Source organism: Collimonas sp. OK607 (assembly GCF_900111995.1).
Taxonomy (GTDB): Bacteria; Pseudomonadota; Gammaproteobacteria; order Burkholderiales; family Burkholderiaceae_D; genus Collimonas.
The window spans coordinates 44302-70008 of sequence record NZ_FOKF01000025.1 but is presented as its reverse complement, the minus strand read 5'-3'; the positions used below and the strand labels follow the sequence as shown (position 1 = coordinate 70008).

Sequence of the window (25707 nt, the reverse complement as noted above, 5' to 3'; positions counted from 1 at the left end):
AGGAACATCATGTCACGCACCAATCTGACGCTCTTCGATTCCGCGCTCATGGGCCCGGCCATCGTCGCATCGTTCAAAAAACTGGCGCCGCAAACGCAATTGCGCAACCCGGTCATGTTTGTGGTTTATATCGGCAGTATCCTGACTACGCTGTTGTATTTTCAAGCCTTGATCGGCAAAGGTGAGGCCAACCCGGCTTTCATCCTGGCGATCTCGGTCTGGCTCTGGTTCACCGTCCTGTTCGCCAATTTTGCCGAAGCACTGGCAGAAGGGCGCAGCAAGGCGCAGGCGGAATCGTTACGCGCCTTGAAGCAAACCGTTTCAGCCAAAAAGCTGGAACGCGACAGCAAGCCTAAGGGGCAGCTCAGCAACTGGTCGGCAACCCCGGCCAGCAATCTGCGCAAGGGCGATGTGGTGCTGGTCGAAGCAGGGGATGTGATTCCGGTCGACGGCGAAGTCATCGAAGGCGTTGCCTCGGTCGACGAAAGTGCGATCACCGGTGAATCCGCGCCTGTGATCCGCGAATCCGGCGGTGATTTTTCCGCGGTTACCGGCGGCACCCGGGTGCTGTCCGACTGGCTGGTGGTGCGCGTATCGGTCAATCCAGGTGAAGCCTTCCTCGACCGCATGATTTCGATGGTGGAAAGCGCCAAGCGCCAAAAGACGCCAAACGAAATCGCCCTTACCATCTTGCTGGTGGCGCTGACCATCGTGTTCCTGCTGGTGACAGTGACCTTGCTGCCGTTCTCCCTGTTTAGCGTATCTGCCGCCAAAAGCGGTGCGCCGATCACGATCACGGTATTGGTCGCCTTGCTGGTGTGCCTGATTCCAACTACCATCGGCGCCTTGCTGTCAGCCATCGGCGTGGCCGGCATGAGCCGCATGATGCAAGCCAACGTGATAGCCACTTCCGGCCGTGCCGTGGAAGCTGCGGGCGACGTTGACGTACTGTTGCTGGACAAGACCGGCACCATCACGCTCGGTAACCGTCAAGCTTCGGCGTTCATTCCGGCGCCGGGCATCACCGAACAGCAACTGGCAGATGTCGCGCAACTTGCTTCGCTGGCAGATGAAACGCCGGAAGGGCGCAGTATCGTGGTGCTGGCAAAACAGCGCTTCAATATTCGCGAGCGCGAGATGACGACGCTACATGCCACCTTCGTGCCGTTCACCGCGCAAACGCGTATGAGCGGCGTCGACATCGGCAACCGTGCAATCCGCAAGGGTTCGTCGGAAGCGCTGAAGAATTATCTGCAAGAACTGGGACAACCGTTTCCGGCCGAGGTGGCGCACAACGTCGACGACGTCGCCCGCCGCGGCAGCACGCCGCTGGTAGTGGTGGATGACGGCGTGGTGATGGGCGTTGTCGAGCTGAAGGATATCGTCAAGGGCGGTATCAAGGAACGCTTTGCCGAACTGCGCCGGATGGGGATCAAGACCGTCATGATCACCGGCGATAACCGCCTCACCGCAGCATCGATTGCCGCCGAAGCAGGGGTCGACGATTTCCTGGCCGAAGCGACGCCGGAAGACAAGCTCAAGCTGATCCGCAGCTATCAGTCGGAAGGCCGCCTGGTAGCCATGACCGGCGACGGCACCAACGATGCACCGGCGCTGGCCCAGGCTGACGTAGCGGTGGCGATGAACAGCGGCACGCAAGCGGCGAAAGAGGCTGGCAATATGGTCGACCTCGATTCGAATCCGACCAAGTTGCTGGAAATCGTCGAAATCGGCAAACAGATGCTGATGACGCGCGGCGCCTTGTCGACCTTTTCGATTGCCAATGATATCGCCAAGTATTTCGCGATCATCCCGGCAGCTTTCATTACCACCTATCCGCAGCTGGCAGCGCTGAACGTGATGCATCTGGCCAGCCCGTCATCGGCCATCATGTCTGCGGTTATCTTCAACGCTTTGATCATCGTGGTGTTGATCCCTCTGGCATTGAAAGGTGTCAGGTATCGCGCTGTCGGTGCGGCATCGTTGTTGCGCCGTAACCTGCTGATCTATGGTCTGGGCGGGATCATATTGCCCTTTATTGGTATCAAACTGATCGACATGATTCTGTCGGTAATGCATCTGGTGTAATCAGGAGTCTAGAAATGAAATCCGCATCTACAACAACGCTGTCTACAGCACCATCGGTAGCGACCACAAAAATCGCGTCGCAAGGTGTATTGCGTCCGGCGCTGGTACTGTTCGCCGGGCTCACCTTGCTGTGCGGGGTGATCTATCCGCTGGCCGTGACCGGTATCGGCAAGGTGGCTTTTCCGGAGCAGGCGGCCGGCAGCCTGATCGTGCAAAACGGTAAGTTGATCGGCTCACGCCTGATCGGCCAGGAGTTTTCCGCCCCCAACTATTTCTGGGGGCGCCTGTCGGCAACCAGTCCGATGCCATACAACGCGCAGTCTTCCGGCGGCTCCAACTTCGGACCGAGCAATCCGGCGCTGATAGATGCCGTAAAGGGGCGGGTCGATGCCTTGAAAGCCGCCGATCCGGGCAACACGCTGCCGATTCCGGTGGACTTGGTGACGGCTTCGGGCAGTGGGCTGGATCCGGAAATCAGTCTTGCCGCAGCTCACTACCAGGCGGGACGCATTGCGCGCGAACGCAAACTGAATGTCGATACCGTGCGTAGCCTCATCGATAGCCTGAAGCTGGAGCGCAGCCTCGGGTTCCTGGGCGAGCCGCGCGTCAATGTCATGGCATTGAATCTTGCGCTGGACCGGCAGCCTCCGGCTTCAAAATAAATTTCCCTACCCGTTTCATCTTAGGGATTGCGGTGCATGGAAAGCTGGTCGTACGGCGTACGACCAGCTTCTACACGCCCTTACTCTCTCTCTCTGATTTGAGATAAACCACCACCATAGAATCTATGAAGAAAATCATCTATTTTGCTAGTCTGGCCACCGTCATCGGCGTTATTGCCTTCACCGCAAACTGTTCGCAGGCGGAAGAAACCGTCCCCGATAATTCCCTGACTTTCAATGCCAGCGTCGTTTCCGACTATCGCTTTCGCGGGATCTCCCAGACCCGTCTGGAGCCGGCTCTGCAGGGCGGCGCGGACTACAGCAACAATCCAACCGGTTTGTATGTCGGTACATGGCTGTCGACGCTTAAATGGGTAAAGGATGGCGGCGGCAGCGGCAATATCGAGTGGGATGTCTATGCGGGTAAAAAGGGTACGATTACAGGTGACCTGACCTATGATTTCGGGGTGCTGACCTATGTCTACCCATCCAACGATTTGAATCCGAACGCCGACACGACGGAGCTCTACGGACAGCTTGGCTATGGTCCTGCATATATCAAATATTCGCAGTCGCTGACCAATCTGTTTGGCGCTGCCAATAGCAAGAACAGCGGCTACCTGGACCTTGGCGCCAATATCGATGTCAGTAACGGTTATACGGTCAATTTGCATGCCGGCCACCAAACCGTCAAAAACAATTCGACATTAAGCTATAACGACTGGAAAATCGGCCTGACCAAGGATTTCGGTTTCTTGTCCGGCAGCGTTGCAGTAATCGGCACTGACACCAATAACTACGTCGGGCCGGGGCCGGATCGCAAAAACCTGGGTAAAGCCGCGCTGGTGGTATCGGCGACCAAGACGTTTTAAATAGCTTTCAGGATATCGTAACGCCAGGCGGATTCAATCTGCCGAATTCAATCTACAATTGGCGTTACGATCCGTATATTCGCTTTATCGATGGCTTTCACAAGGCAATCAGTGTCTTCACCCTATTCAAACGATAATCTACGTCCCGATCCGGATGCTCTACTGGCACAGCTGCAGGTGCAGGAGAGTCTGGCCGGGCGGGGCAAGTTGCGCATCTATTTCGGCGCTTCGGCGGGTGTCGGAAAGACCTACGCAATGCTCGGGGCTGCGCATAAATTGCATAGCGAAGGCCGTGAAGTATTGGCTGGTGTGATCGAGAGCCACGGTCGCGCTGAAACCGCCGCCATGCTGAATGGCCTGGAATTGCTGCCCATGAAGCAGGTCGCGTATCGCGACAAGCAGCTACCCGAATTCGATCTGGACGCAGCCTTGCAGCGCAAGCCTTCGCTGATACTGGTCGATGAGCTGGCCCATTCCAATGCTTCCGGTTCGCGCCATCCGAAGCGCTGGCAAGACGTTGAAGAGTTATTGAATGCCGGGATCGATGTCTTCACCACGCTGAATGTCCAGCATCTGGAAAGCCTGAACGATGTGGTGGGCGGCATCACCGGTATCCGGGTTGCGGAAACCTTGCCGGATACCGTATTCGATGCCGCCGATGAAGTAGTGCTGGTGGATTTGCCGGCCGATGAATTGCTGAACCGGCTCAAACTCGGCAAAGTCTACAAGTTGCCGCAAGCCGAGCGCGCCTCACGCAATTTTTTTCGCAAAGGCAATCTGATCGCGCTGCGTGAACTGGCGTTGCGCCGCACCGCGGATCGTTTGCAAGGCGATGTCCAGGCCTACCGGATTGAGAAATCGATAGGTGCAGTGTGGCAGACCGATGCCGCCTTGCTGGCCTGCGTCGGCCCTTCGCCGAGCGCGGAACACGTCATCCGCAGCACTGCGCGGCTGGCGACCCAGCTCAATGCCGAATGGCACGCGGTTTATGTCGAGACACCAAGGTTGCAGCGTTTTCCGTCGGCCAAACGCGAACGGATCCTGAAGACGCTCAAGCTGGCGCAGGATCTGGGAGCGACTACCGCCGTTTTAGCCGGCAACGAAGTAGCTGCCGTCATGGCAGGTTATGCCCGCAGCCATAATTTTTCAAAAATCATCATCGGCCGCAGCCAGCGCCGTTTTCCCTGGCAAGCCAGCCATTCCGCGCGTATCGCCGCTCTCGCGAGCGATATCGACTTGATTGAAATCGGCGTGCCGCCGACCAGGGCAGCGGAAAAGCAGGAGGAGGCTGCCGGAAAAATCATGCCGCGCCATGTGCCGATGCAAAGCCGGATCGAATGGTGGGGTTATCTCTGGGCGCTTGCCGTATGTGTGCTGGTAACCTTGCTGGCGACGCCGATATTGCCGTTTTTCGACCTGGCCAACATCGTCATGCTGTATCTGCTGGCAGAGGTATTGATCGCCATTCGCTTTGGTCGCGGACCGGCAATTTTTGTCGCCTTGCTGAGCATTGCTTCGTTCGATTTCTTTTTCGTGCCACCGCGCTTTTCGTTTGCGGTCAGCGATTTCCAGTACTTGCTGACCTTTGGCGTGATGCTGGCGGTCGGCCTGACGATTACCCACTTGACCGCCGGATTGCGCTATCAGGCGCGGATCGCCTCAGACCGTGAGGCGCGCTCGCGCGCCTTGTTCGAATTCGCCCGGGCCTTGTCCGGCGTGCTGCAGACCGAGCAGATATTTGAAACCAGCCGGCTGTTCCTGCAACGCAGTTTCCAGGCCAAGACTTTGCTGCTGATACCGGATGACGCCGGCAGATTGCAAATGCCGGCGGTGATACCGGATGATGTGGCAAATGTCGCCAGCGCGCTCGACATGGGCATTGCCCAATGGGCTTTCGATAATGCCAGCAGCGCCGGCATCGGCACCGACACGCTGCCGGCCAGCAGCTATCTGTATCTGCCTTTGGTGGCGCCGATGCGTACCCGGGGCGTGCTGGTGATCTTGCCGTACAGCCGGCGCTGGATATTGATCCCGGAGCAGCAGCAACAGCTATACACATTCGCGACCTTGACCGCGATTGCGCTGGAACGCGTGCATTATGTAGAAGTGGCGCAAGATGCCCTGGTGCGCATGGAATCCGAGCGTTTGCGCAATTCCCTGTTGTCCGCGCTGTCGCACGATTTGCGTACGCCTCTGACGGCTTTGATCGGATTGTCCGAGTCGCTGGTGCTATCCAAACCGCCATTGCAACAGCACCAGCAGGTGCTGGCCGGCGCGCTGCACAGTGAAATGCTGCGCATGAGCGCATTGGTGACCAATCTGCTGGATATGGCCAGGATCCAGAGCGGCGAGGTAAAGCTGAATCTGCAGTGGCAGCCGTTTGAAGAAGTGGTCGGCAGCGCATTACGCGCCAGCGGCTCTGCGCTGCTCGGACATGGAGTGGAAATCCGGGTTGCGCACGAGCTGCCGCTGATCCGTTTCGATGCGGTATTGATTGAGCGCGTGCTGTGCAATTTGCTGGAAAACGCCGCCAAGTACACGCCAGCTGGTTCGCATATCGTATTGGCGGCGATGGTCAATGGTCGTTTTCTGGCGGTTACCGTGGCCGATGATGGCCCAGGCCTGCCAGCCGGCATGGAAGACGCAATATTCGAGAAATTCACACGCGGTGAGCGCGAATCGGCCAAGCCGGGCGTCGGACTAGGGCTGGCGATTTGCCGCGCGATTGTCGAGGCGCATGGCGGCACCATCCATGCCCGCAGCGTCCAAAGCGGCCATCACGGCGCTGAATTCATCTTCACCATTCCGCTCGGCACGCCTCCCAGCATGCCCGACCCGGAAGAACACGAACCGAGCGTCGGCGACGACGCAGAGAAGGCATGACAATGCAACCGACACCCGTAGCGCTGCTGGTCGAAGACGAGCCGCAGATCCGGCGTTTTGTACGCGCCGCCCTGGAGAGCGAAGGCTGGCAGGTTTTTGAAGCAGAAACCATGCAGCGTGGCCTGATTGATTGCGGTACACGCAAACCGAATCTGGTAGTACTTGATCTCGGCCTGCCGGACGGCGACGGCGTCGACTTCATCCAGGATGTCAGGAAATGGTCGCGTGTGCCTATCATCGTGCTGTCGGCAAGGGTCAACGAAACCGACAAGATCAAAGCGCTGGATGCCGGTGCCGACGATTACCTCGGCAAGCCGTTTGGCGTCGGCGAATTGCTGGCGCGGGTACGTGCTACGTTGCGGCGCCAACACCAGCCTCTGGCTGGCGACGATGGACTGATCCGTTTCGGCGACGTTACGCTCGATCTGCAGGCACGGCTGGTCACCAAGGCGCAACAGCAAGTGCATCTGACACCGACCGAATATCGGTTGCTGACGGTGCTGGTAGCTAACGCCGGAAGGGTGGTGACCAATCCGCAGCTGCTGAAGGAAGTGTGGGGGCCATCGCATTCGGAGAGCGGCCACTATCTACGGATTTATATGGGACACTTGCGGCAAAAACTGGAAGACGATCCGGCCCAGCCCAAACATCTGCTTACCGAAACCGCAGTTGGCTATCGGATTCTGCTTTCGCAATAGAGATAACTCGGTCCGCAAGATGGCTTGCCGGATAAATTGCGCGAGTCCAACGGGCCGTTCTGAAGCCGAGTATAGTTTTGGTTCCGACCTACACTTACAGGATAATTCCATGCCAAGTCGAGAACATGTTGAAAGCTTCATCGCTCTGGTTGTGCAAGGCAAGTATGTAGAAGCGATCCAGGAATTTTATACCGAAGATGCATTCATGCAGGAAAACCAGGAGCCGCCGCGCAAGGGAATGCAATTGTTAGTGGCGGGGGAAGAAAAAGCGCTGGCAGCTTTCAAGGAAATTCGCACGCTGGCGGCCAAATCCTTCCTGATCGATGGTGACCGGGTTGCCATCAATTGGTTGTTCGAAATAACGGCCCACGACGGTCGCAGTTTTCGGCAAGACGAAATTGCCTGGCAGCTTTGGCGCGGCGACAAGATTGTTGAAGAACAGTTTTACTACGATCCGGGGCAGCGCAAACTGACCTGATGGATTGTCTGCGTTCCGCAAGATAGAACGGCATTCATACTTACTGCCGATTTTCAGGAATAGGTGTAAACTATCGGACAGACAGATGCAACACTGCGTGCATCTGTCTTTTTGTTTACCTTACGGTCATCGGCAGTGCAACGTACTCTTCTCATTCCGCTAATTGTCGCTTGTGCGTTGTTCATGGAAAACATGGATGCGACGGTGATTGCCACGTCGCTGCCAGTACTGGCGCGCGACCTCGGACAAGATCCCCTTACTCTTAAATTGGCGCTGACCTCATATGTGGTCGGGCTCGGCGTGTTCATCCCAATCAGCGGCTGGGTCGCCGATCGCTTCGGTGCGCGTACCGTATTCCGTTCCGCCATCATGGTGTTCCTGGCGGGATCGCTGATGTGCGCGGCATCCAGCTCGCTGGCTGCATTTGTCGCTGCGCGCTTTTTGCAAGGCATAGGCGGCGCCATGATGGTGCCGGTCGGGCGCATCGTAATTTTCCGTTCGGTACCGCGTACCGAACTGGTCAAAGCCATCAGCTATCTGACCATTCCCTCGCAACTTGGACCGGTGATCGGTCCGCCGTTGGGCGGTTTCATCACGACTTATTTCCATTGGCGCTGGATCTTCCTGATTAATGTACCTATCAGCATTCTCGGCATGTACCTCGCCAGCCGCTATATCGAGAATTACCGTTCCGATGATTTGCAGCCGCTGGACATGAAGGGTTTTGTCCTGTCGGCAGTTGGCAGCACGCTGATGATGCTGGGCTTGTCGATGATCGATGGCGAGTTGCTGTCCTCGGAATGGGCATTCGCCATGATGGTGCTGGGCGGTTTGACCTTATACGTGTATTTGCTGCACGCGCGGCGTGAGCCGTTCCCGTTGCTGGATCTGCGTCTGTTGCGGATTCCGACCTTCCGCGCCAGCGTACTGGGCGGTTCGCTGTTCCGGATCGGGCTGGGTGCGGTGCCGTTCCTGTTGCCGCTGGCGTTGCAGGTTGGTTTTGGCATGAATGCCTTTCACGCCGGGACCATCACTTGCGCCTCGGCCTTCGGCGCGATCTTCATGAAAGCCATCGGTACTTCGGTGCTGCGCCGTTACGGTTTTCGTTCAGTGCTGATCTGGAATGCGGTGCTAGCCGGGCTGGCGCTGGCATCGTATGGTTTATTCACGCCGACCACGCCGTATCTGGTGATGATGGCGGTGGTTCTGCTGGGTGGATTTTTCCCTTCCATGCAATTCACCTGTCTCAACACCATGGCTTACGCCGATCTCGATAGTGCAGACGTCAGCCGCGCCACCAGCCTGGCCAGCGTCGTGCAGCAGATTTCTTTAGGTTTGGGAGTGACCATCGGCGGTCTGGCGGTACATATGTCGAGCCGCCTGCAAGGTCATTCAACCATCGTGGCCGGAGATTTCTGGCCCGCCTTCATCGTCATCGGCCTGTTTTCGATGGCATCGATACCGGTAACCCGCCGGCTGCCACTCAACGCCGGCGCCGCGCTAACCGGGCATAAGCCAGCATAGGAAAATTGTAATACCGGATTTTTACACTCTACGCGATGAGCAGGGCGAACTAACCGGGGTCAGAGTGAACTTTCGGTATGGTTCACCGCCGAAACTTCACTCTGACCCCGCTTAGTGGACCACGGAGCAGAAGCAGTAAAAATGCAAAGAAACAAACCTGCGATAAGTGAACTACCGTCCTCCGAAGCCGTGATGTGGGGTCAGAGTCAAGTTTCGCGATAAAGCCTGCGAAAGTTGACTCTGACCCCAGATCACTATGTCATTGACTCGCTACGGAAAATCAAACCTCAGCAATGCGTTTCGCAATATGCGCCAGCGCCTCTTCCACCTGGTCCACCAGAATCAGGCACAGATCGCCCGGCGACAGATGCGATAGCGCGGTATCGATAGCGATAAACTCACCATTGATTTCCTCGGTCGACGTCGTACGGCGGGCATTTTTCAAGCCTTCGCGCAACAGGCCGAGCACCTCACCATCGGCACGGCCACGCTGGCATTGATCCTGATACAGAATCACCTGGTCGAAAGCATCGCCCAGGATTTCTGTCTGGTGACGGATGTCGATATCGCGCCGGTCGCCGGCGCCGCTGATAACCACTGAGCGGCGTTTGGCCGGCATGCTGTCAATAGCCTTTACCAGCGCCTGGATCGCATCGGGATTGTGGCCGTAGTCGGCAATCAGGGTCGCACCGCGATAGTCGAATACGTTGAAGCGGCCTGGTGCGGTAGCAGCATCGTTGATGAAGGTGCCGAGGCCGGCCCGAATCACTTCCCAATCCAGATCCAGGGCCCAGGCGGCAGCGATGGCAGCCATCGCATTTTCGATCTGGAAGCCGATCGTACCGTTACGGGTCAGCGGGATATCATGCAGCGCTATCCGATGTTCTTGCTTACCCTTGGCGGCGACGATGGCATTGCCGTCCTGGTACACCACACGATGTCCCTGCGCGCGATGCGTAGTCATCAGCGGGTGATGGAAATCGTGGGCGAAAAAGGTGACCGAACCCGGGCAGGATTTGGCCATGCTGGCGACCATGGGATCGGCCGCGTTCAAGACTGCGTGACCGCCAGGGGAAACGTTTTCGACGATCACACGTTTGACCACGCTCAAATCTTCGACCGTGCTGATATAACTCAAGCCGAGGTGATCGCCCATGCCGATATTGGTGACCACGGCGACATCGCAGCGATCGAAACCCAGGCCTTCACGCAAGATGCCGCCGCGTGCAGTTTCAAATACGGCAGCATCGACGTCAGGATGCATCAAGACATTACGGGCGCTGCGCGGGCCGCTGCAGTCGCCGGTGTCGATACGTTGCTGTTCGATATATACGCCATCGGAATTGGTCATGCCGACGCGTAATCCCTTGCGTCCCAGCAAATGGGCGATCAGGCGTACGGTAGTGGTTTTACCGTTGGTGCCCGCCACCGCTACTAGAGGGATGCGGCCATTGTCACCGCTGTCGAACATGGTCGACATGATCGCAGCGCCGACCGCGCGGCCCTTGCCGTAGGAAGGGCTGATGTGCATCCGCAAACCAGGTGCGGCGTTGACTTCTACCACGCCGCCTTCTTGTTCTTCCAGCGGTTGATGGACGTTGTTGCAGACCACGTCGACGCCGCAGATATCCAGTCCCACCATTTGCGCTGCAGCCACGGCACGCGCCGCCATTTCAGGATGGACATCCTCGGTGACATCGGTCGCCGTGCCGCCGGTGCTCAGGTTGGCGTTGTTGCGCAAGACCACGCGTACACCTTGCTGCGGAATCGAGTCGGCTGTGTAATGTTGCTTGGCCAAGGTCGCCAGGGCAATCGCATCGAAGCGGATCTTGGTCAACGAGGTTGCGTGGCCATCGCCGCGCAGCGGGTCGCTGTTGACTTGCTCCACCAGTTGGCCGATGGTGCGCACGCCGTCGCCGATAACCTGCGGCGGATCACGGCGGGCCGCGGCCACCAGTTGGTTGCCGACCACCAGCAGACGGAAATCGTGGCCTGGCAAATAGCGCTCGACGATCACTTCCGAACAGATTTTTGCGGCGACTTCAAAGGCTGCCATGACTTGTTCACGGGCGGTGATGTTGACTGCCACTCCCTTGCCTTGATTACCGTCGCGCGGTTTGAGCACCACCGCGCCGGCGATTTCCTGCGCTGCAGCCCAGGCCTCTTCGGCGCTGGTGACAACCCGGCCCAAAGGCACCGGCACACCGGCCGCATTCAGCAGCTTCTTGGTCAGGTCTTTGTCCTGGGCAATCGATTCTGCGATCGCGCTGGTATGGTTGGTTTCGGCGGCCTGGATGCGACGTTGCCGGCTACCCCAGCCGAACTGCACCATGCTGCCACCGGTCAGGCGCCGGAACGGAATCCCGCGCATGACGGCCGCTTGCACGATGGAGCCGGTGCTTGGGCCGAGGCGAATATCTTCGTCCAGTTCCTTCAGGTTGGCCAAGGCGCTGGCGAGATCGAAGGGCTGGTCTTGCAGCGCTGCCAGGCATAGTTCCTGCGCCAGCTGGAACGCCATCTTGCCGACTTCTTCTTCAGTGTATTCAACGATCACCTGGTAGACGCCGGCTTCCACGGTAGGTACGGTGCGGCTGAAGGTCACCGGGCATCCGGCTTCCGATTGCAGTCCGAGCGCCGCAATCTCCAGCGCGTGCGCCATTGATACGACTTCGTTCTTGCCACTGGTTTGCAAAAAACCGATCTGCGGAAAGCGTTCACGCAGCTTGGCTTCAAAACCGGTAATGCCAGCAATGGCGCGTTCGGCCTCGGTGCAAGACACGATGGCTTCGATAGCGGTATGTCGACTCCACAGATTGGGGCCGCGAAGTACTCGGATACGTGATACGTCCATCAACAAGTTTTCCTATTTTTTCCTGCTAATACTAGTCAAAAAGCAGGGTGGGCAAAAACTTGCCGACCCTGCTTAAATTTTTAAATCATCTCGAAAGTCTCTATCCCTGCACGTATCAAGTCGTGAGAGATATCCAGTGCCCATGCAGCACCGACCGCCGCCAGCACGTTTTCAACCTGGAAGCTATCTTTGCTGCGTGCAATCAATGGCACAGTGGTGATGTCTGCCAGCAGCATTTCGCTTTTGCCGACCGCCAGCATGATCTGGTCATTACGGATAAAGACTGCGCGCCTGCCTTGTTCAAGCTGCTCTGCAATCACTGGCAGGGCAGGGTCGATGCCAAAGAAAATCACTTCGCCGTCGCACAGCGGCGCCATGCCGGCCACCAGCGGATCGGCTGCGTTCAATACCGCGACGCCGCTCGGCAGGACGACATCGACCTGGGTGCGGGTGACTTTTACCATTTCCTCGGCATCGGCGATGTAGTACTGCGGCGAGCTGTCGTCGGCGGCAATGTTGGTGACGACGCCGACCTGGCAGCGATCGTAGACCAGGCCCTCAGACAGGATAGTGTCGTGGCTGTTCTCGAACACGGCCGCGTCGACGGCACGGTTGATCAGTATGCGCTGCGCCGATTCCCAATTGGCGCGGTCGCCTTTTTCAACTTGCCGTTGCGCGAAATACAATCCGTCGCCGCAAGCCAGGCCGACATGGTTGCCGCTCAAATGGAGTTGCCAGGCAATCAGGCGCGAGACTGTGGTTTTACCATGTGTGCCGGTGACGCCGACAATCGGGATGCGGCCATTGTCAGCCGCCGCAAACAGGTGCTCGATGATGGCTCTGCCGACCGGGCGCGCTCTGCCTTGCGCCGGTTTCAGATGCATCAGCAGGCCAGGGCCGGCATTGACTTCGACAATAGCGCCGCGTTGTTCTTCCAGCGGCCGGGAAATATCTTCCGCCACCAGGTCGACACCGGCAATATCCAGGCCCACCACCCGCGCGGCGAGAGAAGCTGCCGCGGCGACGCTCGGGTGCACCAGGTCGGTGACGTCGATGGACACATTGCCGTTACGTTGGATCAATACTTGCAGGCCTGCTGCTGGAATCGATTCGCCGGTAAAACCTTGTCGTTCGAGCTCGACCCGTACCACAGGTTCTTCGTCCAGCAATACCGGGCTGAGCGGGCACTCTTCAAGTTCGCCACGGCGCGGATCGGAATTGATCTGGTCATCGATGAGTTGCCGGATTGTCGAAGTGCCATTAGCGGTGATTGAAAGCGGCTCGCCGCGCGCAGCTGCCGCCAGCCGGCCACCGACAATCAATAGCCGATGCTCATTACCGCGAATGAAGCGTTCGACAATCACGCTGCTGCCTTCTTGCAATGCGAGCTCGTAAGCGGTTTCGATTTCGGTGCGTGTATTCAGATCGGTGAATACGCCGCGGCCGTGATTAGCGTCAGAAGGCTTGACGACCACCGGCAAACCGATATCTTCGGCCGCTTCCCAGGCTTCGGCGGCGCTTTCCACGACCTGTCCTTCAGGGACCGGTACACCGCAGGCTTGCAGCAAGGTTTTGGTCAAGTCTTTGTCGCTCGAGATACTTTCGGCGATCGCGCTGGTTTGATCGGTTTCTGCGGTCCAGATACGACGTTGGCGTACGCCATGGCCGAGCTGGACCAGATTGCCTTCAGTCAGGCGGAATGAGGGAATGCGTCGTTCGTCCGCGGCTTCGACGATGCAGGCCGTGCTTGGCCCCAGGCAGCGCGAATCAACCATGCTGCGCAGTTCAGTGATGCTAGCGTGGACGTCGAATGGTTTGTCTTCAATTGCGGCCATCACCAGGTCGCGGGCCGCGTGCAGGGCGGCGCGGGTTACTTGCTCATGGCGCGCGCGGACCGCCACTTTATAGACGCCGCGCACCGAGGTGCTGCGCGCCTTGCCGAAACCGCCCGGCATGCCAGCCAGGTTTTGCAGTTCCAACGTGACGTGTTCCAGGATGTGGCCGGGCCAGGTGCCGTCCTGCAGCCGCTGGACAAAACCACCGCGTTCGCCATAGCTGCAGCGATGCTCGATCAGGGATGGCAGCCAGCTGGTCAGGCGCTGGTTAAAACCGGGCAGGGTATTGGACGGGAAATCTTCCAGTTCGCCAATGTCGATCCACGCCTCTAGGGTTGATCGATACGTCCAGATGTTTGGTCCGCGCAGCGACATGATACGGAGGATTTCAATGTTTTTCATGAGTGAGCAATGAGGCTATGCAATAAGGCTTATGAGGCGTGAGTGCTGAATTTTTGAGTGTGCCAGTTTTAATATTTTTTTGTTTTCAACACCCTGTAGTTCGGAACCTGTCGGACTTAGGTGATCGGCTCCAAAAATAGCTGGACGGTCCATATTTCACCGGCCTCTTGGTCAATAGCCAGGCTATTGACGCTGCGAACCCGGCAAAATCTGTTCTCGCCCAGCTATTTTTTCGCTTCGATCCCCTAAGTCAGACAGGCTCCTTGCTGTAACGCGCTAAACCGTGAATTGGTTTACAGAGAGTTACCAAATATAGAAAAGATATGTTTAATTGGTAACGAAAAGTAACATTTCTGAAAAACACGATAGGATATAATACTTGCGGCAGACGATGTGCGCCAATTAAGGCGATTTCACACAAAATTCCATCCGGTCCGTGTAAAAATATACGGGCCACACCATGCCGTTTAGATGAAAAGCAACCCTTTATCCCCTGTGCCTACCACCGGTATTTATTTGTCCCATATTTTGACCGCTTCCCTGCGTGCCGAAGTGACAACTTTGCTCGCGCCTGCCGAGGAAGTGCTGGCGTCGCTGGAAGTCGACCTCAATGCGTCACTGCATTTTGCACACGGCGTTTTGTTAATCACCAATCGCCGCGTACTGGCAAAAATGGACGGCGACAGCAGCTGGAGCGAATGGGTCTACCGGCGGGGCTTAACGCTGGGGCATCATGACCATGCCGGCGTCGGTAGCCTGGAGTTGCACGATGAACAACAGCAGCTGGCTTGCTGGCGCTACACGCTCGGTCTCAACCTGGAAGCACTGCGCCTGATTAAAGTCTTCGAGCAGCAGCGCGACGATCATCTGGCGGGACGCGCTGCGTTACGCGAGGAGCAGGCTACCTGTCCGCAGTGCAAAGCGCCGTTGCCGCCTGACAGCGATGAATGCCTGATTTGTCCGGAAAAAGGCGAAGCGCCATCGTCGACCTGGGCTTTGTTCCGGCTCGCGCGGTTTGCCAAGCCATACAAAGGCATGCTGGCGCTGGGGTTTATCCTGATGCTGATTTCTACCGCTGCCACGCTGGTGCCGCCTTATCTGATGGGGCCGTTGATGGACAACGTGCTGATTCCTTATCAGAACGGCAAGCCGATCAATCACGACCTGGTCAAGCTTTACCTGTCCGGTTTGCTGGCTTCGGCCCTGGTGGCCTGGAGTCTGGGCTGGGCCCGTACCTATATTTTGGCTTTGGTCAGCGAGCGTATCGGCGCCAATTTGCGCACAACTACATATGAGCATCTGCTGCGTCTGTCGCAAGAATATTTCGGCGGCAAACGTACTGGCGACCTGATGGCCCGAATCGGTTCCGAAAGCGATCGTATTTGCGTCTTCCTGTCCTTGCATCTGCTGGACTTTGCGATTGACGTGCTGATGATCGTCATGACCGCCGTGATCCTGTTCTCGATCAATCCCTGGCTGGCGCTGGTGACCCTGGTGCCGTTGCCGTTCATTGCCTGGATGATCCATCTGGTACGGGACCGGTTGAAGCACGGTTTTGAAAAGATCGACCGCATCTGGGCCGAGGTAACCAATGTCCTGGCCGATACCATTCCGGGGATTCGCGTGGTCAAGGCGTTTGCCCAGGAAAAGCGTGAAGCTACGCGTTTCCGCGACGCCAACCAGCACAACCTGCTGGTCAACGACCGGGTCAATAAAATCTGGTCATTGTTCTCGCCGACGGTGACTTTGCTGACTGAAGTGGGGCTGCTCGTGGTCTGGATCTTCGGTATCTGGCAAGTCTCGAAAAATGAAATCACGGTCGGTGTGCTGGCCTCGTTCCTGGCTTACATCAGCCGTTTCTATACCCGTCTCGATTCGATGAGCCGGATCGTCTCGGTAACGCAAAAAGCTGCAGTCGGCGCCAAGCGCATCTTTGAAATCCTGGATCATGTATCGAGTGTGCCAGAGCCGGCCAACCCGGTTCACCTGGAACATGTGAAGGGCGCCATCGAATTGCGCAACATCGGTTTCCGTTACGGTAACCGGGCTGTGATGCGCGACGTCAACTTGACGATTGCGCCGGGCGAGATGATTGGTCTGGTAGGACATAGCGGTTCTGGCAAGAGCACGCTGGTCAATCTGATTTGCCGTTTTTATGATGTATCGGAAGGATCGATACGGATTGACGGCGTCGATATCCGCTCGATGCCGATCTCGGAATATCGCCGCAATATCGGCCTGGTGCTGCAAGAGCCGTTCCTGTTTTTCGGTACGATCGCGGAAAATATCTGCTACGGCAAGCCGGAAGCCACACGCGAAGAAATCGTTGCCGCAGCACGTGCCGCCCATGCCCACGAATTCATTTTGCGCTTGCCGCAAGGTTACGATTCGCTGGTCGGCGAACGCGGCCAGGCGTTGTCCGGCGGCGAACGCCAGCGTATTTCGATTGCCCGTGCCTTGCTGATCGATCCGCGCATCCTGATCATGGATGAAGCCACCTCATCGGTCGATACCACCACAGAAAAAGAGATCCAGAAAGCGCTCGACAACCTGGTGCAAGGCCGTACCACGATTGCGATCGCCCATCGTTTATCGACCTTGCGCAAGGCCGACCGGCTGGTGGTGCTGGATCGCGGCCAGATTGTCGAAGTCGGCAGCCATGATGAGCTGATGCTGCGCGAAGGTGCCTATTATCGTCTCTATCAGGCGCAGTTGCGCAATGTCGACGCCGAGCCGACCTTGGTCGATGAAGACAGTGCAGACAGTGATGAAAGCGTCGCATGACAACACATGATTTCAAACTAAGCCGCAACACTTTTGGTCGCCTGGTATTCACCAGCGTGGATGGTGACGTGCACGAAGGCGTGGTGCCGGTACGTGCTTTTCCTATCGGCGCGCCGGATGACGGTATTTCCCTGGTGAGTGCCGACGGCCAGGAGCTCGCCTGGATTTCACGCCTGACGGATTTGCCGGATGCAACCCGGGTCATCGTCGAACAGGAATTGGCGAGCCGCGAATTCATGCCCGAAATCCGGCGGATTCAACGGGTCTCGAGTTTTACTACGCCCAGCACCTGGTACGTAGAAACCAATCGCGGCGATGCTTCTTTTACGCTGAAAGGCGAAGAGGATATCCGCCGTATAGTGGCGACCAGTTTATTGATCGCCGATAGCCATGGTGTGCAGTTTTTGATACGCGACACGCAAGCTTTGGACAAAGCCAGTCGCAAAATCCTGGACCGGTTTTTGTAGGGTGGGCACTTATGCCCACGCGGATGGTTGCGCTTCAGCGTGGGCAAAAAACCTTGCCCACCCTACAGTTCAAAACTGCTCGTCCGCACCCAGATAACGCCATTGCCCTTCCGGCAGATTGCCCAATTTCACACCACCAATCCGCACCCGTTTCAACCCCAGCACCTTAAGCCCAACCATATCGCACATGCGGCGAATCTGGCGCTTTTTGCCTTCGCGCAAAGTAAAACTCAGCTGGTCTTCATTTTGCCATTTGACGATGGCCGGCTTGAGTTTCTTGCCGTCCAGCGTCAGGCCGTGATTGAGACGGCGCAACTCAGCGTCGGGCAGTTTATCGCCTTTGGTATAGCGCACCCGCACCAGGTATTCCTTGTCGACGCTGGTTTCTTCACCGATCAGATGCTTGGCGATGCGGCCATCCTGGGTCAGCACCAGCAAACCGACTGAATCGATGTCGAGCCGGCCGGCAGGCACCAGGCTGCGCAGCTGGGTTGGATGGAATAAAGTCGGCGAGCGGTCTTCGCCCCAGCGATTGGCTTCCTTTATCAGCGCTACCGCCGGTTGATAACCGTCTTCAGCCTGGCCGCTGACATAGCCGACAGGTTTGTTGATCAGGATGGTGACACGTTTCGATTGCTCGGCCGCGGCCTGGCGTTCTACGCTGATGCGCTGGCTCGGCAGTACTTTACTGCCGAGTTCCGATACGACGATGCCGTCAACCCGGACCCAGCCGCGAGCTATCCACTCGTCGGCCTCGCGGCGCGAGCATAGCCCGAGTTCAGACATGCGTTTGGAAAGGCGTAATGGTTCGGTCATGGAGTGCAAAAAATAAGAAAAATATAAAAAACAAAACTGCAAGGCAGACTGGATATGTAACTGGATGCGTAGTTAGATGTTATGTAACTTATTATGCAACTAGATATGCAACGCATCCAGCAAATCGGTTTCAAGCTGGATCTGCAAGCGCGCATGATTAAGCGCATTGCCGTCGACCAGGAACACGTCTTCGACCCGCTCGCCAAGCGTCATGATCTTGGCGGTGTGCAAATTGATCTTGTGCCTGGCGAGGACGCTGGCAACCGAAAACAGCAGCCCGGTGCGGTCGTTGGCCGTAATCGACAACAGGTAATACTGGCCGCGCTCGTCCGGGCGCAGATCGACCGTCGGCGTCACCGGGAAGGTACGCGACAGGCGCGACAGGCGGCCTTTGGATGGCGCGGGCAGAGGATTATCGGCTTGCAGCAACAAGGTCAGTTCATGCTCGATCAGATTGATGATGTCGCGATAATGCTTGGCAAACAGCGGTGCGCTGATCAGGAACGAGTCGAGCGCGTAGCCATGTTTGGTAGTCTGGATCTTGGCGTCGAGGATGCTGAAATTCTTGCTGTCGAAATAGCTGCAGATGCGGATGAACAGGTCGCTCCGGTCCTTGGTGTAGACCGCAACCTGCAAACCTTCGCCGATCGGCGCCAGACGGCATTTGACTATCGGTACGGCGCTGTCGGTCTGGTTGTAGAAGGAGCGGGTTTGCCAGGCAATGTCGGAGGCGTCGTGGCGCAGGAAATAGGCAACATCGAGCTGCTGCCACAAATGCTCGTGAGCATCTTGCGGCAAACCGTACAGGCGCAGGGTTTTCAACGCTTCTTCCTGGCGATTCTTCAATTCGCGATCGGCCGACGGCGTTTCGCCGCCGAGTACCCGCAACGTCATGCGGTACAAGTCTTCCAGCAACTTGCCTTTCCAGGCGTTCCACACCTTGGGGCTGGTGCCGCGTATGTCGGCCACGGTCAGCAAATACAGCGCGGTCAGGTGCCGTTCATCCTTGACAGTATTGGCAAAGTTGAGGATTACTTCGGGGTCCGATAAATCCTGCTTCTGCGCCACTTGCGACATGGTCAGGTGATGCTCGACCAGGAATACCACCAGCGCCGTATCCTCCGTCGACAAGCCATGGTGCTGGCAGAAATGCAGGGCGTCGGTCATGCCCAGTTTGGAGTGATCGCCGCCGCGGCCCTTGGCGATGTCGTGGAACAAGGCCGCCACATACAACAACCAGGGGCGCGGGAAATTGGCGATCAGCTGGCTGCAAAACGGGTATTCATGCGCATGTTCGCTCATCGTGAAGCGCCGCACGTTACGCACCACCATCATGATGTGCTGGTCCACCGTGTAGACATGGAACAGGTCGTGCTGCATCTGGCCGACGATGCGCCGGAAATTCGGCAGGTAACGGCCCAGGATACTGGTGTCATTCATGCCGCGCAGTGCGTGGGTAATCCCTTGCGGCGCCTGGATGATCTGGATGAACAGCGAGCGATTCACGGGATCGCGGCGAAAACTGTTGTCGATCTTGACGCGCGCATGCCACAGGGCACGCCGGGTGCGCGCGGTCATGTCTTTCAGCTCGCTATGCTGGGCCAGCAACAGGAACACTTCCAGCATCGCCGACGGGGCGGTTTTAAACACGTTGTCGTGAGCGATGTCGATCAGGCCGTTAAGCTGGTTGAAACGGTCGTTGATGCGTTGCGGCACCATCGGCTGCGGAAACAACTGTACTTCAATGTTCTGCAGCAGGATGGTGTTGAGCTGGGTCACTGCCTTGGCGGCCCAGTAATAGCGTTGCATCAGATATTCGCTGGCGCGGCGGGTTTCCGTGGTCTCGAAACCCAGCGATTCGGCGATCGGGGTCTGGACATCGAACACCAGGCGATCTTCGCGGCGATTGGTGTAGATGTGGAGGCGAATCCGGATATCCTTGAAAGCGCGCTCCTGGCGCGATAGCTGCCGTGCTTCGGCGGCGGTGATCAAGCCGTGCTTGGCCAGCTTCGGCCACGATTCGCCAAGGCCGGCAGCCTTCGCCACCCACAGGATTACTTGCAGGTCGCGCAGGCCGCCCGGGCTTTCCTTGCAGTTCGGTTCCAGGCTGTACGGCGTATCTTCATACTTGACGTGGCGCTGGCGCATTTCCAGGATTTTTTCCTGGAAAAAGGCGCACGGATCCATGGCCGCGCTGCAGCGCTCCTGCAGTTGCGCAAACAGCGGCGGATTACCGCTCACCAGCCGCGCTTCCAGCAAGCTGGTCTGGACTGTGATGTCGATAGCGGCTTCGCTCAGGCATTCGTCTACGGTGCGGATGCTGTGGCCGATTTCGAGGCCGATATCCCAGAACAGCTGTACCAGTTGTTCCAGTCTGGTGCGCAATTCGGCGTCAGGGCTGGCATCCAGCAATATCAGGACGTCAACGTCAGAATGCGGAAACAACTCACCGCGGCCATAACCGCCAACCGCTACCAGAGCCGCGCTAGGCGGCATTTCCAGCATTTTCCAGGCTTGCGTCAGGGCGATGTCGACACTGCGGCGTAACGCCGTTAACAACTCGCCCGGTTTACCGTCTGCCAGGAAGGTAGAGATGATTGTTTGCCGCTCGGTCCTAAGCTGATTTTTGAGAGTCGCGGCAAGGGTCGTCATGTCTTCCTGGGCTTAGGCGGCGGTTGCTTGTTGGATAAAGGCGGGCGGCGGCGGCGTACCTGCGGATTGGGTCAGTATCTCGTAGCCGGTTTCGGTGACCAGCACGGTGTGTTCCCATTGTGCCGACAGGCTGCGATCCTTGGTCCTGATGGTCCAGCCGTCGCCCATTTCGCGAATGTCGCGGCGGCCGGCGTTGATCATCGGTTCGACCGTGAAAATCATGCCGGCCTCGAGTCGTTCCAAGGTGCCGGGGCGGCCATAGTGCAATACCTGCGGCTCTTCGTGGAATACCTTGCCGATGCCGTGGCCGCAGAATTCGCGGACTACGCTGTAGCCGGCTTTTTCAGCGTGTTGCTGGATCACGTAGCCGATATCGCCCAGATGCGCGCCCGGTTTGATCTTGGCAATGCCCAGCCACATGCACTCATAGGTGATGTCGCCCAGGCGTTTGGCCATGATCGACGGTTCGCCGACGTAGAACATGCGGCTGGTGTCGCCGTGATAGCCGTTCTTGATCACAGTGATGTCGAGATTCACGACATCGCCGTTTTTCAGTACCTTGTCGCCCGGGATGCCGTGGCAGATGACGTCATTGACCGACGTGCAGATGGCTTTCGGATAAGGCGTATAGCCAGGCGGACAATAGTTCAGCGGGGCAGGGATGGTGTCTTGCACATTTGTCATGTATTCGTGGCACAGGCGATCCAGCTCGCCGGTGGTGACGCCGACTTTGACAAAGGGCGTGATGTAATCGAGCACTTCCGAAGCAAGCCTGCCGGCAATACGCATGCCGGCAATATCTTCAGCAGTTTTTATGGAGATAGAGGTCATAAGATAGGGAAATCGAGAAAATTCGGTGAATTCTTTAGCAAAAGGCGCCGCAAATGGTACTAAAAGCGCCTGGATTCAGTCAGGAGACGATTATAAACGACGCCAACAAGATGCGCTTAAAGATATGCCTCGCGGCGCTTGAAGAAGTCCTGGGTTTTAGGGTACAATCTTGGGTTAGCTCGAATTGCTATGGGCTATATCGTTGTTTGAGTAGTTAATTTATTGTTCTAAAAGCGCGAATCCGCTCGAAAAGGGTGCTGTTTTTTGCCGGTGTGTAACACGGCAACTACGGTGACTGAGCGGGTTCCAGACCTAACCCTGGAGAAAATTATGTCGTCAGTAACAATGCGTGAAATGCTGGAAGCCGGTGTCCATTTCGGTCACCAAACTCGTTTCTGGAACCCAAAGATGGCGCCGTTCATCTTCGGTCACCGCAACAAAATTCATATCGTCAACCTGGAAAAGACCCTGGGCATGTACCAGGAGGCGATGAAGTACATCCGTCAATTGTCATCCAATCGTGGCAACATCCTGTTTGTCGGCACCAAGCGTCAAGCACGCGAAATCGTTGCTGCTGAAGCAGCACGTTCGGGTTCGCCTTTCGTTGACCAACGCTGGTTGGGCGGCATGCTGACCAACTTCAAGACCATCAAGACATCGATCAAGCGCCTGAAAGAAATGGAAGCTGCGATTGAAGACGGTTCGTTCGAGAAGCTGAGCAAAAAAGAAGGCCTGATGTTCCAGCGTGAGCTGATCAAGCTGCAAAAAGCTATCGGCGGCATCAAGGACATGGGCGGCATTCCTGACGCAATTTTCGTGATCGACGTCGGCTACCACAAGGGCGCAATCACTGAAGCTGCCAAGCTGGGCATCCCGGTTATCGGCGTGGTTGATACCAACCACTCGCCAGACGGCGTGACTTACGTTATCCCTGGTAACGATGACTCGTCCAAGGCAATCGCCCTGTACGCTCGCGGCGTTGCCGATGCGATCCTGGAAGGTCGTGCCAATGCAGTGAACGACGTGGTCGAAGCTATCAAAGGCGCGGCAGGCGACGAATTCGTTGAAGTTAACGATCAGGCTTAAGCCCTGAATCTGAGGTCTTATACTTCAGAATAAAAAGGGGCCCTGGTTGCCCCTTTTTTTGTATCAGCATTATTTGCTTATTTTTTACCCGAATATATTTTGAATGATGATGCTCGGAAGCTGATGATCGGGCGCACTGCACAGCGGTGACAGGTCGGCAGGACAGCAAGAAAAGCATCAACTGAGCTAGGAGAATAGTATGGCGGCAATTACAGCAGCACTGGTAGGCGAACTGCGCGCAAAGACTGATGCGCCTATGATGGAATGCAAAAAAGCGTTGACCGAAGCTGGCGGCGACATGGACAAAGCAGAAGAAATTCTGCGCGTAAAACTGGGTGGCAAGGCTTCCAAGGCCGCTTCCCGTGTTACAGCTGAAGGCGTAGTCGCAGCTTATATCGCCGGCGGCGTTGGCGCCCTGGTGGAAGTTAACTGCGAAACCGACTTCGTCACCAAGAACGACGATTTCCTGGGTCTGGCAAATGCTTGCGCCAAGCTGGTAGCAGAAAACAATCCTGCCGACGTGGCTGCCTTGTCGGCTCTGCCACTCGACGGTAGCACTGTTGAAGCAACCCGTGCTGCCTTGATCGGCCGCATCGGCGAAAACATGTCGATTCGTCGTTTCACACGTTTTGATACAACTGCCAAGCTGGTTTCCTACCTGCACGGCACACGTATCGGCGTGATGGTTGAATTCGACGGCGCTGACGAACAAGTCGGTAAAGACGTAGCCATGCACATCGCTGCGATGAAGCCGGTATCGTTGTCTTCGGACCAGGTGCCTGCAGAGCTGATCGAAAAAGAGCGTTCGGTAGCAACGTTGAAGGCGGCTGAATCCGGCAAGCCGGCTGACATCGCGGCCAAGATGATCGAAGGTTCGGTACAGAAATTCCTGAAGGAAGTTTCCCTGCTGAACCAGACTTTCGTCAAGAACGACAAGCAAACTGTTGAACAAATGCTGAAAGCAACTAATACCAGCGTTAAATCGTTCACCATGTTTGTAGTCGGTGAAGGCATCGAGAAGAAACAAGATGACTTCGCTGCAGAAGTTGCAGCGACAGTTGCTGCGGCCAAGCAGGCGTAAGCAAGAATACGGGCCGAAAGGCCCGTTTTTTTGGTTCTGAGGAATTTTCTCCCCAGACCAAAGACTAAGGAATGCCTTGTTGAATCCTCGCCCCGCATCCAGGAGTGAGGGAAGTCGCAGGAATCGGCGCTGATCGTTCTAAATCGCGCTGATAGTGGATTTTGCTGCGGTTTGGCCTGACAATGGCGCTGCAGTCCAGGCATTGACCAATACAAATGTAAATCAATCGGAAAGCCACAAGGGGCCCAGACCATGACAAAACCAGCTTATAAGCGTGTTCTCCTGAAACTCTCCGGTGAGGCCCTGATGGGCGATGACGCCTATGGCATCAATCGTGTGACGATCGATCGTATGGTTGCCGATGTCGCCGAAGTGGCCGAATTAGGCGTTGAACTGGCGATCGTGATCGGCGGCGGTAATATTTTCCGCGGCGTAGCGCCGGGCGCCCAGGGTATGGATCGCGCCACTGCCGACTATATGGGGATGCTGGCAACGGTGATGAATTCGCTGGCGCTGGCAGATGCCATGCGGCAAAAAGGCCTCACGGCCCGTGTCATGTCGGCAATCAGCATCGAACAGGTAGTTGAGCCGTATGTGCGGCCTAAAGCCCTGCAATATCTGGAAGAAGATAAAATTGTCATCTTTGCAGCAGGTACCGGCAATCCGTTTTTTACCACTGATACCGCAGCGGCATTGCGCGGTTCGGAAATCGGCGCGGAAATCGTACTGAAGGCGACCAAGGTCGACGGCGTGTATAGCGCAGATCCAAACAAGGATCCAACTGCAACGCGTTATTCGCACATCACTTTCGATGAGGCGATCACCAAGCATCTGCAAGTCATGGATGCCACCGCGTTTGCCCTGTGTCGCGACCAGAAACTGCCGATCAAGGTATTCTCCATCGTCAAGCCGGGCGCGCTGAAGCGGGTCATCATGGGTGAAGATGAAGGTACTTTGGTGCACGTTTAAATTGTTTGTGTAATTTGCAATATTCGCGCAGATAAGTTAAGCAAGTAAGTTGCGCAAATGCGTTACACAAATAAGTAATCAATTTTCAAAGTTTCGTTTTAAAGTTTTCGAATAGGAGAGCAGCATGAGTATTGCTGAAGTTAAAAAGAACACCGAATTAAGAATGCAAAAGTCGCTTGAGACTTTGCGTGCCGATCTGGCGAAAGTACGTACCGGCCGCGCCCACACCGGGATTCTCGATCACATCACGGTCGAGTACTACGGTAGTCCGACCAATCTGAGCCAGGTTGCCAATGTGACGCTGATCGATGCGCGTACTATCGGTGTGCAGCCATTTGAAAAGAAAATGATCGCAGTAGTCGAGAAGGCCATCCGTGAAGCCGATCTGGGCCTCAACCCATCGACCCAGGGTGAGATGATCCGGGTACCGACACCGCCGCTGACAGAAGAACGTCGCAAGGAAATGGTTAAGTTGGTCAAGGGTGAAGCGGAAGATGCAAAAATTGCAATTCGCAATATCAGGCGCGATGCCAACGAAGGCTTGAAGAAACTGGTCAAGGACAAGGAATGTTCAGAAGACGACGAGCGTCGTGCACAGGACGAAATCCAGAAGCTGACCGACAAAGCCGTAGCTGAAATTGACAAGCAAGTGATCGATAAAGAAAAAGAGATCTTGACGGTGTAATCGGAGCTGCTCTGCCGCTCTCCACGCCGTTCTCTATTTTCTT

Annotated in this window: 18 protein-coding genes; 13 read left to right on the top strand and 5 right to left on the bottom strand. The window is 56.6% G+C overall.

The annotated features are described in order from the left end of the window. The first annotated feature begins 9 nt into the window (after window positions 1-9). The 7 genes from kdpB to BM029_RS16935 all read left to right on the top strand — a co-directional run bounded on the left by kdpB (window position 10) and on the right by BM029_RS16935 (window position 9205). On the top strand, window positions 10-2088 hold the full coding sequence (kdpB, locus tag BM029_RS16965) for a potassium-transporting ATPase subunit KdpB (RefSeq protein WP_092437983.1): 2079 nt from the start codon (window positions 10-12) through the stop codon (window positions 2086-2088). Between the two features lie 14 nt (window positions 2089-2102). Further along, on the top strand, window positions 2103-2750 hold the full coding sequence (gene kdpC, locus BM029_RS16960) for a potassium-transporting ATPase subunit KdpC (protein WP_092437981.1): 648 nt from the start codon (window positions 2103-2105) through the stop codon (window positions 2748-2750). 125 nt (window positions 2751-2875) lie between these two features. Next, entirely contained in the window at window positions 2876-3622 is a 747-nt protein-coding gene (locus BM029_RS16955) for a TorF family putative porin (protein ID WP_092437979.1), read from the top strand. 111 nt (window positions 3623-3733) lie between these two features. After that, window positions 3734-6505 carry a two-component system sensor histidine kinase KdpD gene (gene kdpD, locus BM029_RS16950; RefSeq protein WP_244545098.1) on the top strand — a complete coding sequence of 924 codons (2772 nt, stop codon included), beginning with the start codon at window positions 3734-3736 and terminating at the stop codon, window positions 6503-6505. A gap of 2 nt (window positions 6506-6507) precedes the next feature. Beyond that, the gene (kdpE, locus tag BM029_RS16945) at window positions 6508-7203 is read left to right on the top strand and encodes a two-component system response regulator KdpE (RefSeq protein WP_092437975.1); all 696 of its coding nucleotides are present in this window, start codon (window positions 6508-6510) and stop codon (window positions 7201-7203) included. 109 nt (window positions 7204-7312) lie between these two features. After that, a complete protein-coding gene (locus BM029_RS16940; RefSeq protein WP_092437973.1) occupies window positions 7313-7681 on the top strand; it encodes a nuclear transport factor 2 family protein in 369 nt (122 codons plus the stop codon). Window positions 7682-7816: 135 nt separating this feature from the next. Further along, on the top strand, window positions 7817-9205 hold the full coding sequence (locus tag BM029_RS16935) for an MFS transporter (RefSeq protein WP_256381612.1): 1389 nt from the start codon (window positions 7817-7819) through the stop codon (window positions 9203-9205). A gap of 280 nt (window positions 9206-9485) precedes the next feature. On the opposite strand, the gene cphA (BM029_RS16930) is transcribed toward BM029_RS16935, so the two are convergent. Then, window positions 9486-12056, bottom strand: a complete 2571-nt coding sequence (gene cphA, locus BM029_RS16930) for a cyanophycin synthetase (RefSeq protein WP_092437969.1) — start codon at window positions 12054-12056, stop codon at window positions 9486-9488. Window positions 12057-12136: 80 nt separating this feature from the next. Beyond that, the gene (gene cphA / locus BM029_RS16925) at window positions 12137-14293 is read right to left on the bottom strand and encodes a cyanophycin synthetase (protein WP_092437967.1); all 2157 of its coding nucleotides are present in this window, start codon (window positions 14291-14293) and stop codon (window positions 12137-12139) included. A 471-nt stretch (window positions 14294-14764) separates the two neighbouring features. Here cphA (BM029_RS16925) and BM029_RS16920 point away from each other — a divergent pair, with 471 nt between their 5' ends. Together BM029_RS16920 and BM029_RS16915 are read left to right on the top strand one after the other, a co-directional pair. Then, a complete protein-coding gene (locus BM029_RS16920; RefSeq protein ID WP_092437965.1) occupies window positions 14765-17077 on the top strand; it encodes a cyanophycin metabolism-associated ABC transporter in 2313 nt (770 codons plus the stop codon). Beyond that, window positions 17074-17544 carry a cyanophycin metabolism-associated DUF1854 family protein gene (locus BM029_RS16915; RefSeq protein ID WP_092437963.1) on the top strand — a complete coding sequence of 157 codons (471 nt, stop codon included), beginning with the start codon at window positions 17074-17076 and terminating at the stop codon, window positions 17542-17544. Before BM029_RS16920 ends, BM029_RS16915 begins: the two co-directional genes overlap by 4 nt. A 69-nt stretch (window positions 17545-17613) precedes the next feature. On the opposite strand, the gene BM029_RS16910 is transcribed toward BM029_RS16915, so the two are convergent. The 3 genes from BM029_RS16910 to map form a co-directional block, all read right to left on the bottom strand. Beyond that, entirely contained in the window at window positions 17614-18360 is a 747-nt protein-coding gene (locus tag BM029_RS16910; protein WP_092437961.1) for a pseudouridine synthase, read from the bottom strand. Between the two features lie 99 nt (window positions 18361-18459). Beyond that, entirely contained in the window at window positions 18460-21012 is a 2553-nt protein-coding gene (locus tag BM029_RS16905) for a [protein-PII] uridylyltransferase (protein WP_092437959.1), read from the bottom strand. Between the two features lie 12 nt (window positions 21013-21024). Continuing rightward, complete coding sequence (map, locus tag BM029_RS16900; protein WP_092437958.1) at window positions 21025-21843, bottom strand: type I methionyl aminopeptidase; 819 nt, start codon at window positions 21841-21843, stop codon at window positions 21025-21027. A 330-nt stretch (window positions 21844-22173) separates the two neighbouring features. Here map and rpsB point away from each other — a divergent pair, with 330 nt between their 5' ends. The 4 genes from rpsB (at window position 22174) to frr (ending at window position 25664) form a co-directional block, all read left to right on the top strand. After that, window positions 22174-22929: a 30S ribosomal protein S2 gene (rpsB, locus tag BM029_RS16895; RefSeq protein WP_092416865.1), complete on the top strand. Its 756-nt coding sequence runs from the start codon at window positions 22174-22176 to the stop codon at window positions 22927-22929. Between the two features lie 199 nt (window positions 22930-23128). Continuing rightward, the gene (gene tsf, locus BM029_RS16890; protein WP_092416866.1) at window positions 23129-24010 is read left to right on the top strand and encodes a translation elongation factor Ts; all 882 of its coding nucleotides are present in this window, start codon (window positions 23129-23131) and stop codon (window positions 24008-24010) included. Window positions 24011-24262: 252 nt separating this feature from the next. Then, window positions 24263-24979: a UMP kinase gene (gene pyrH, locus BM029_RS16885; RefSeq protein ID WP_092416867.1), complete on the top strand. Its 717-nt coding sequence runs from the start codon at window positions 24263-24265 to the stop codon at window positions 24977-24979. A 124-nt stretch (window positions 24980-25103) separates the two neighbouring features. Beyond that, on the top strand, window positions 25104-25664 hold the full coding sequence (gene frr, locus BM029_RS16880) for a ribosome recycling factor (protein ID WP_092437956.1): 561 nt from the start codon (window positions 25104-25106) through the stop codon (window positions 25662-25664). The last annotated feature ends 43 nt before the right edge of the window (window positions 25665-25707 follow it).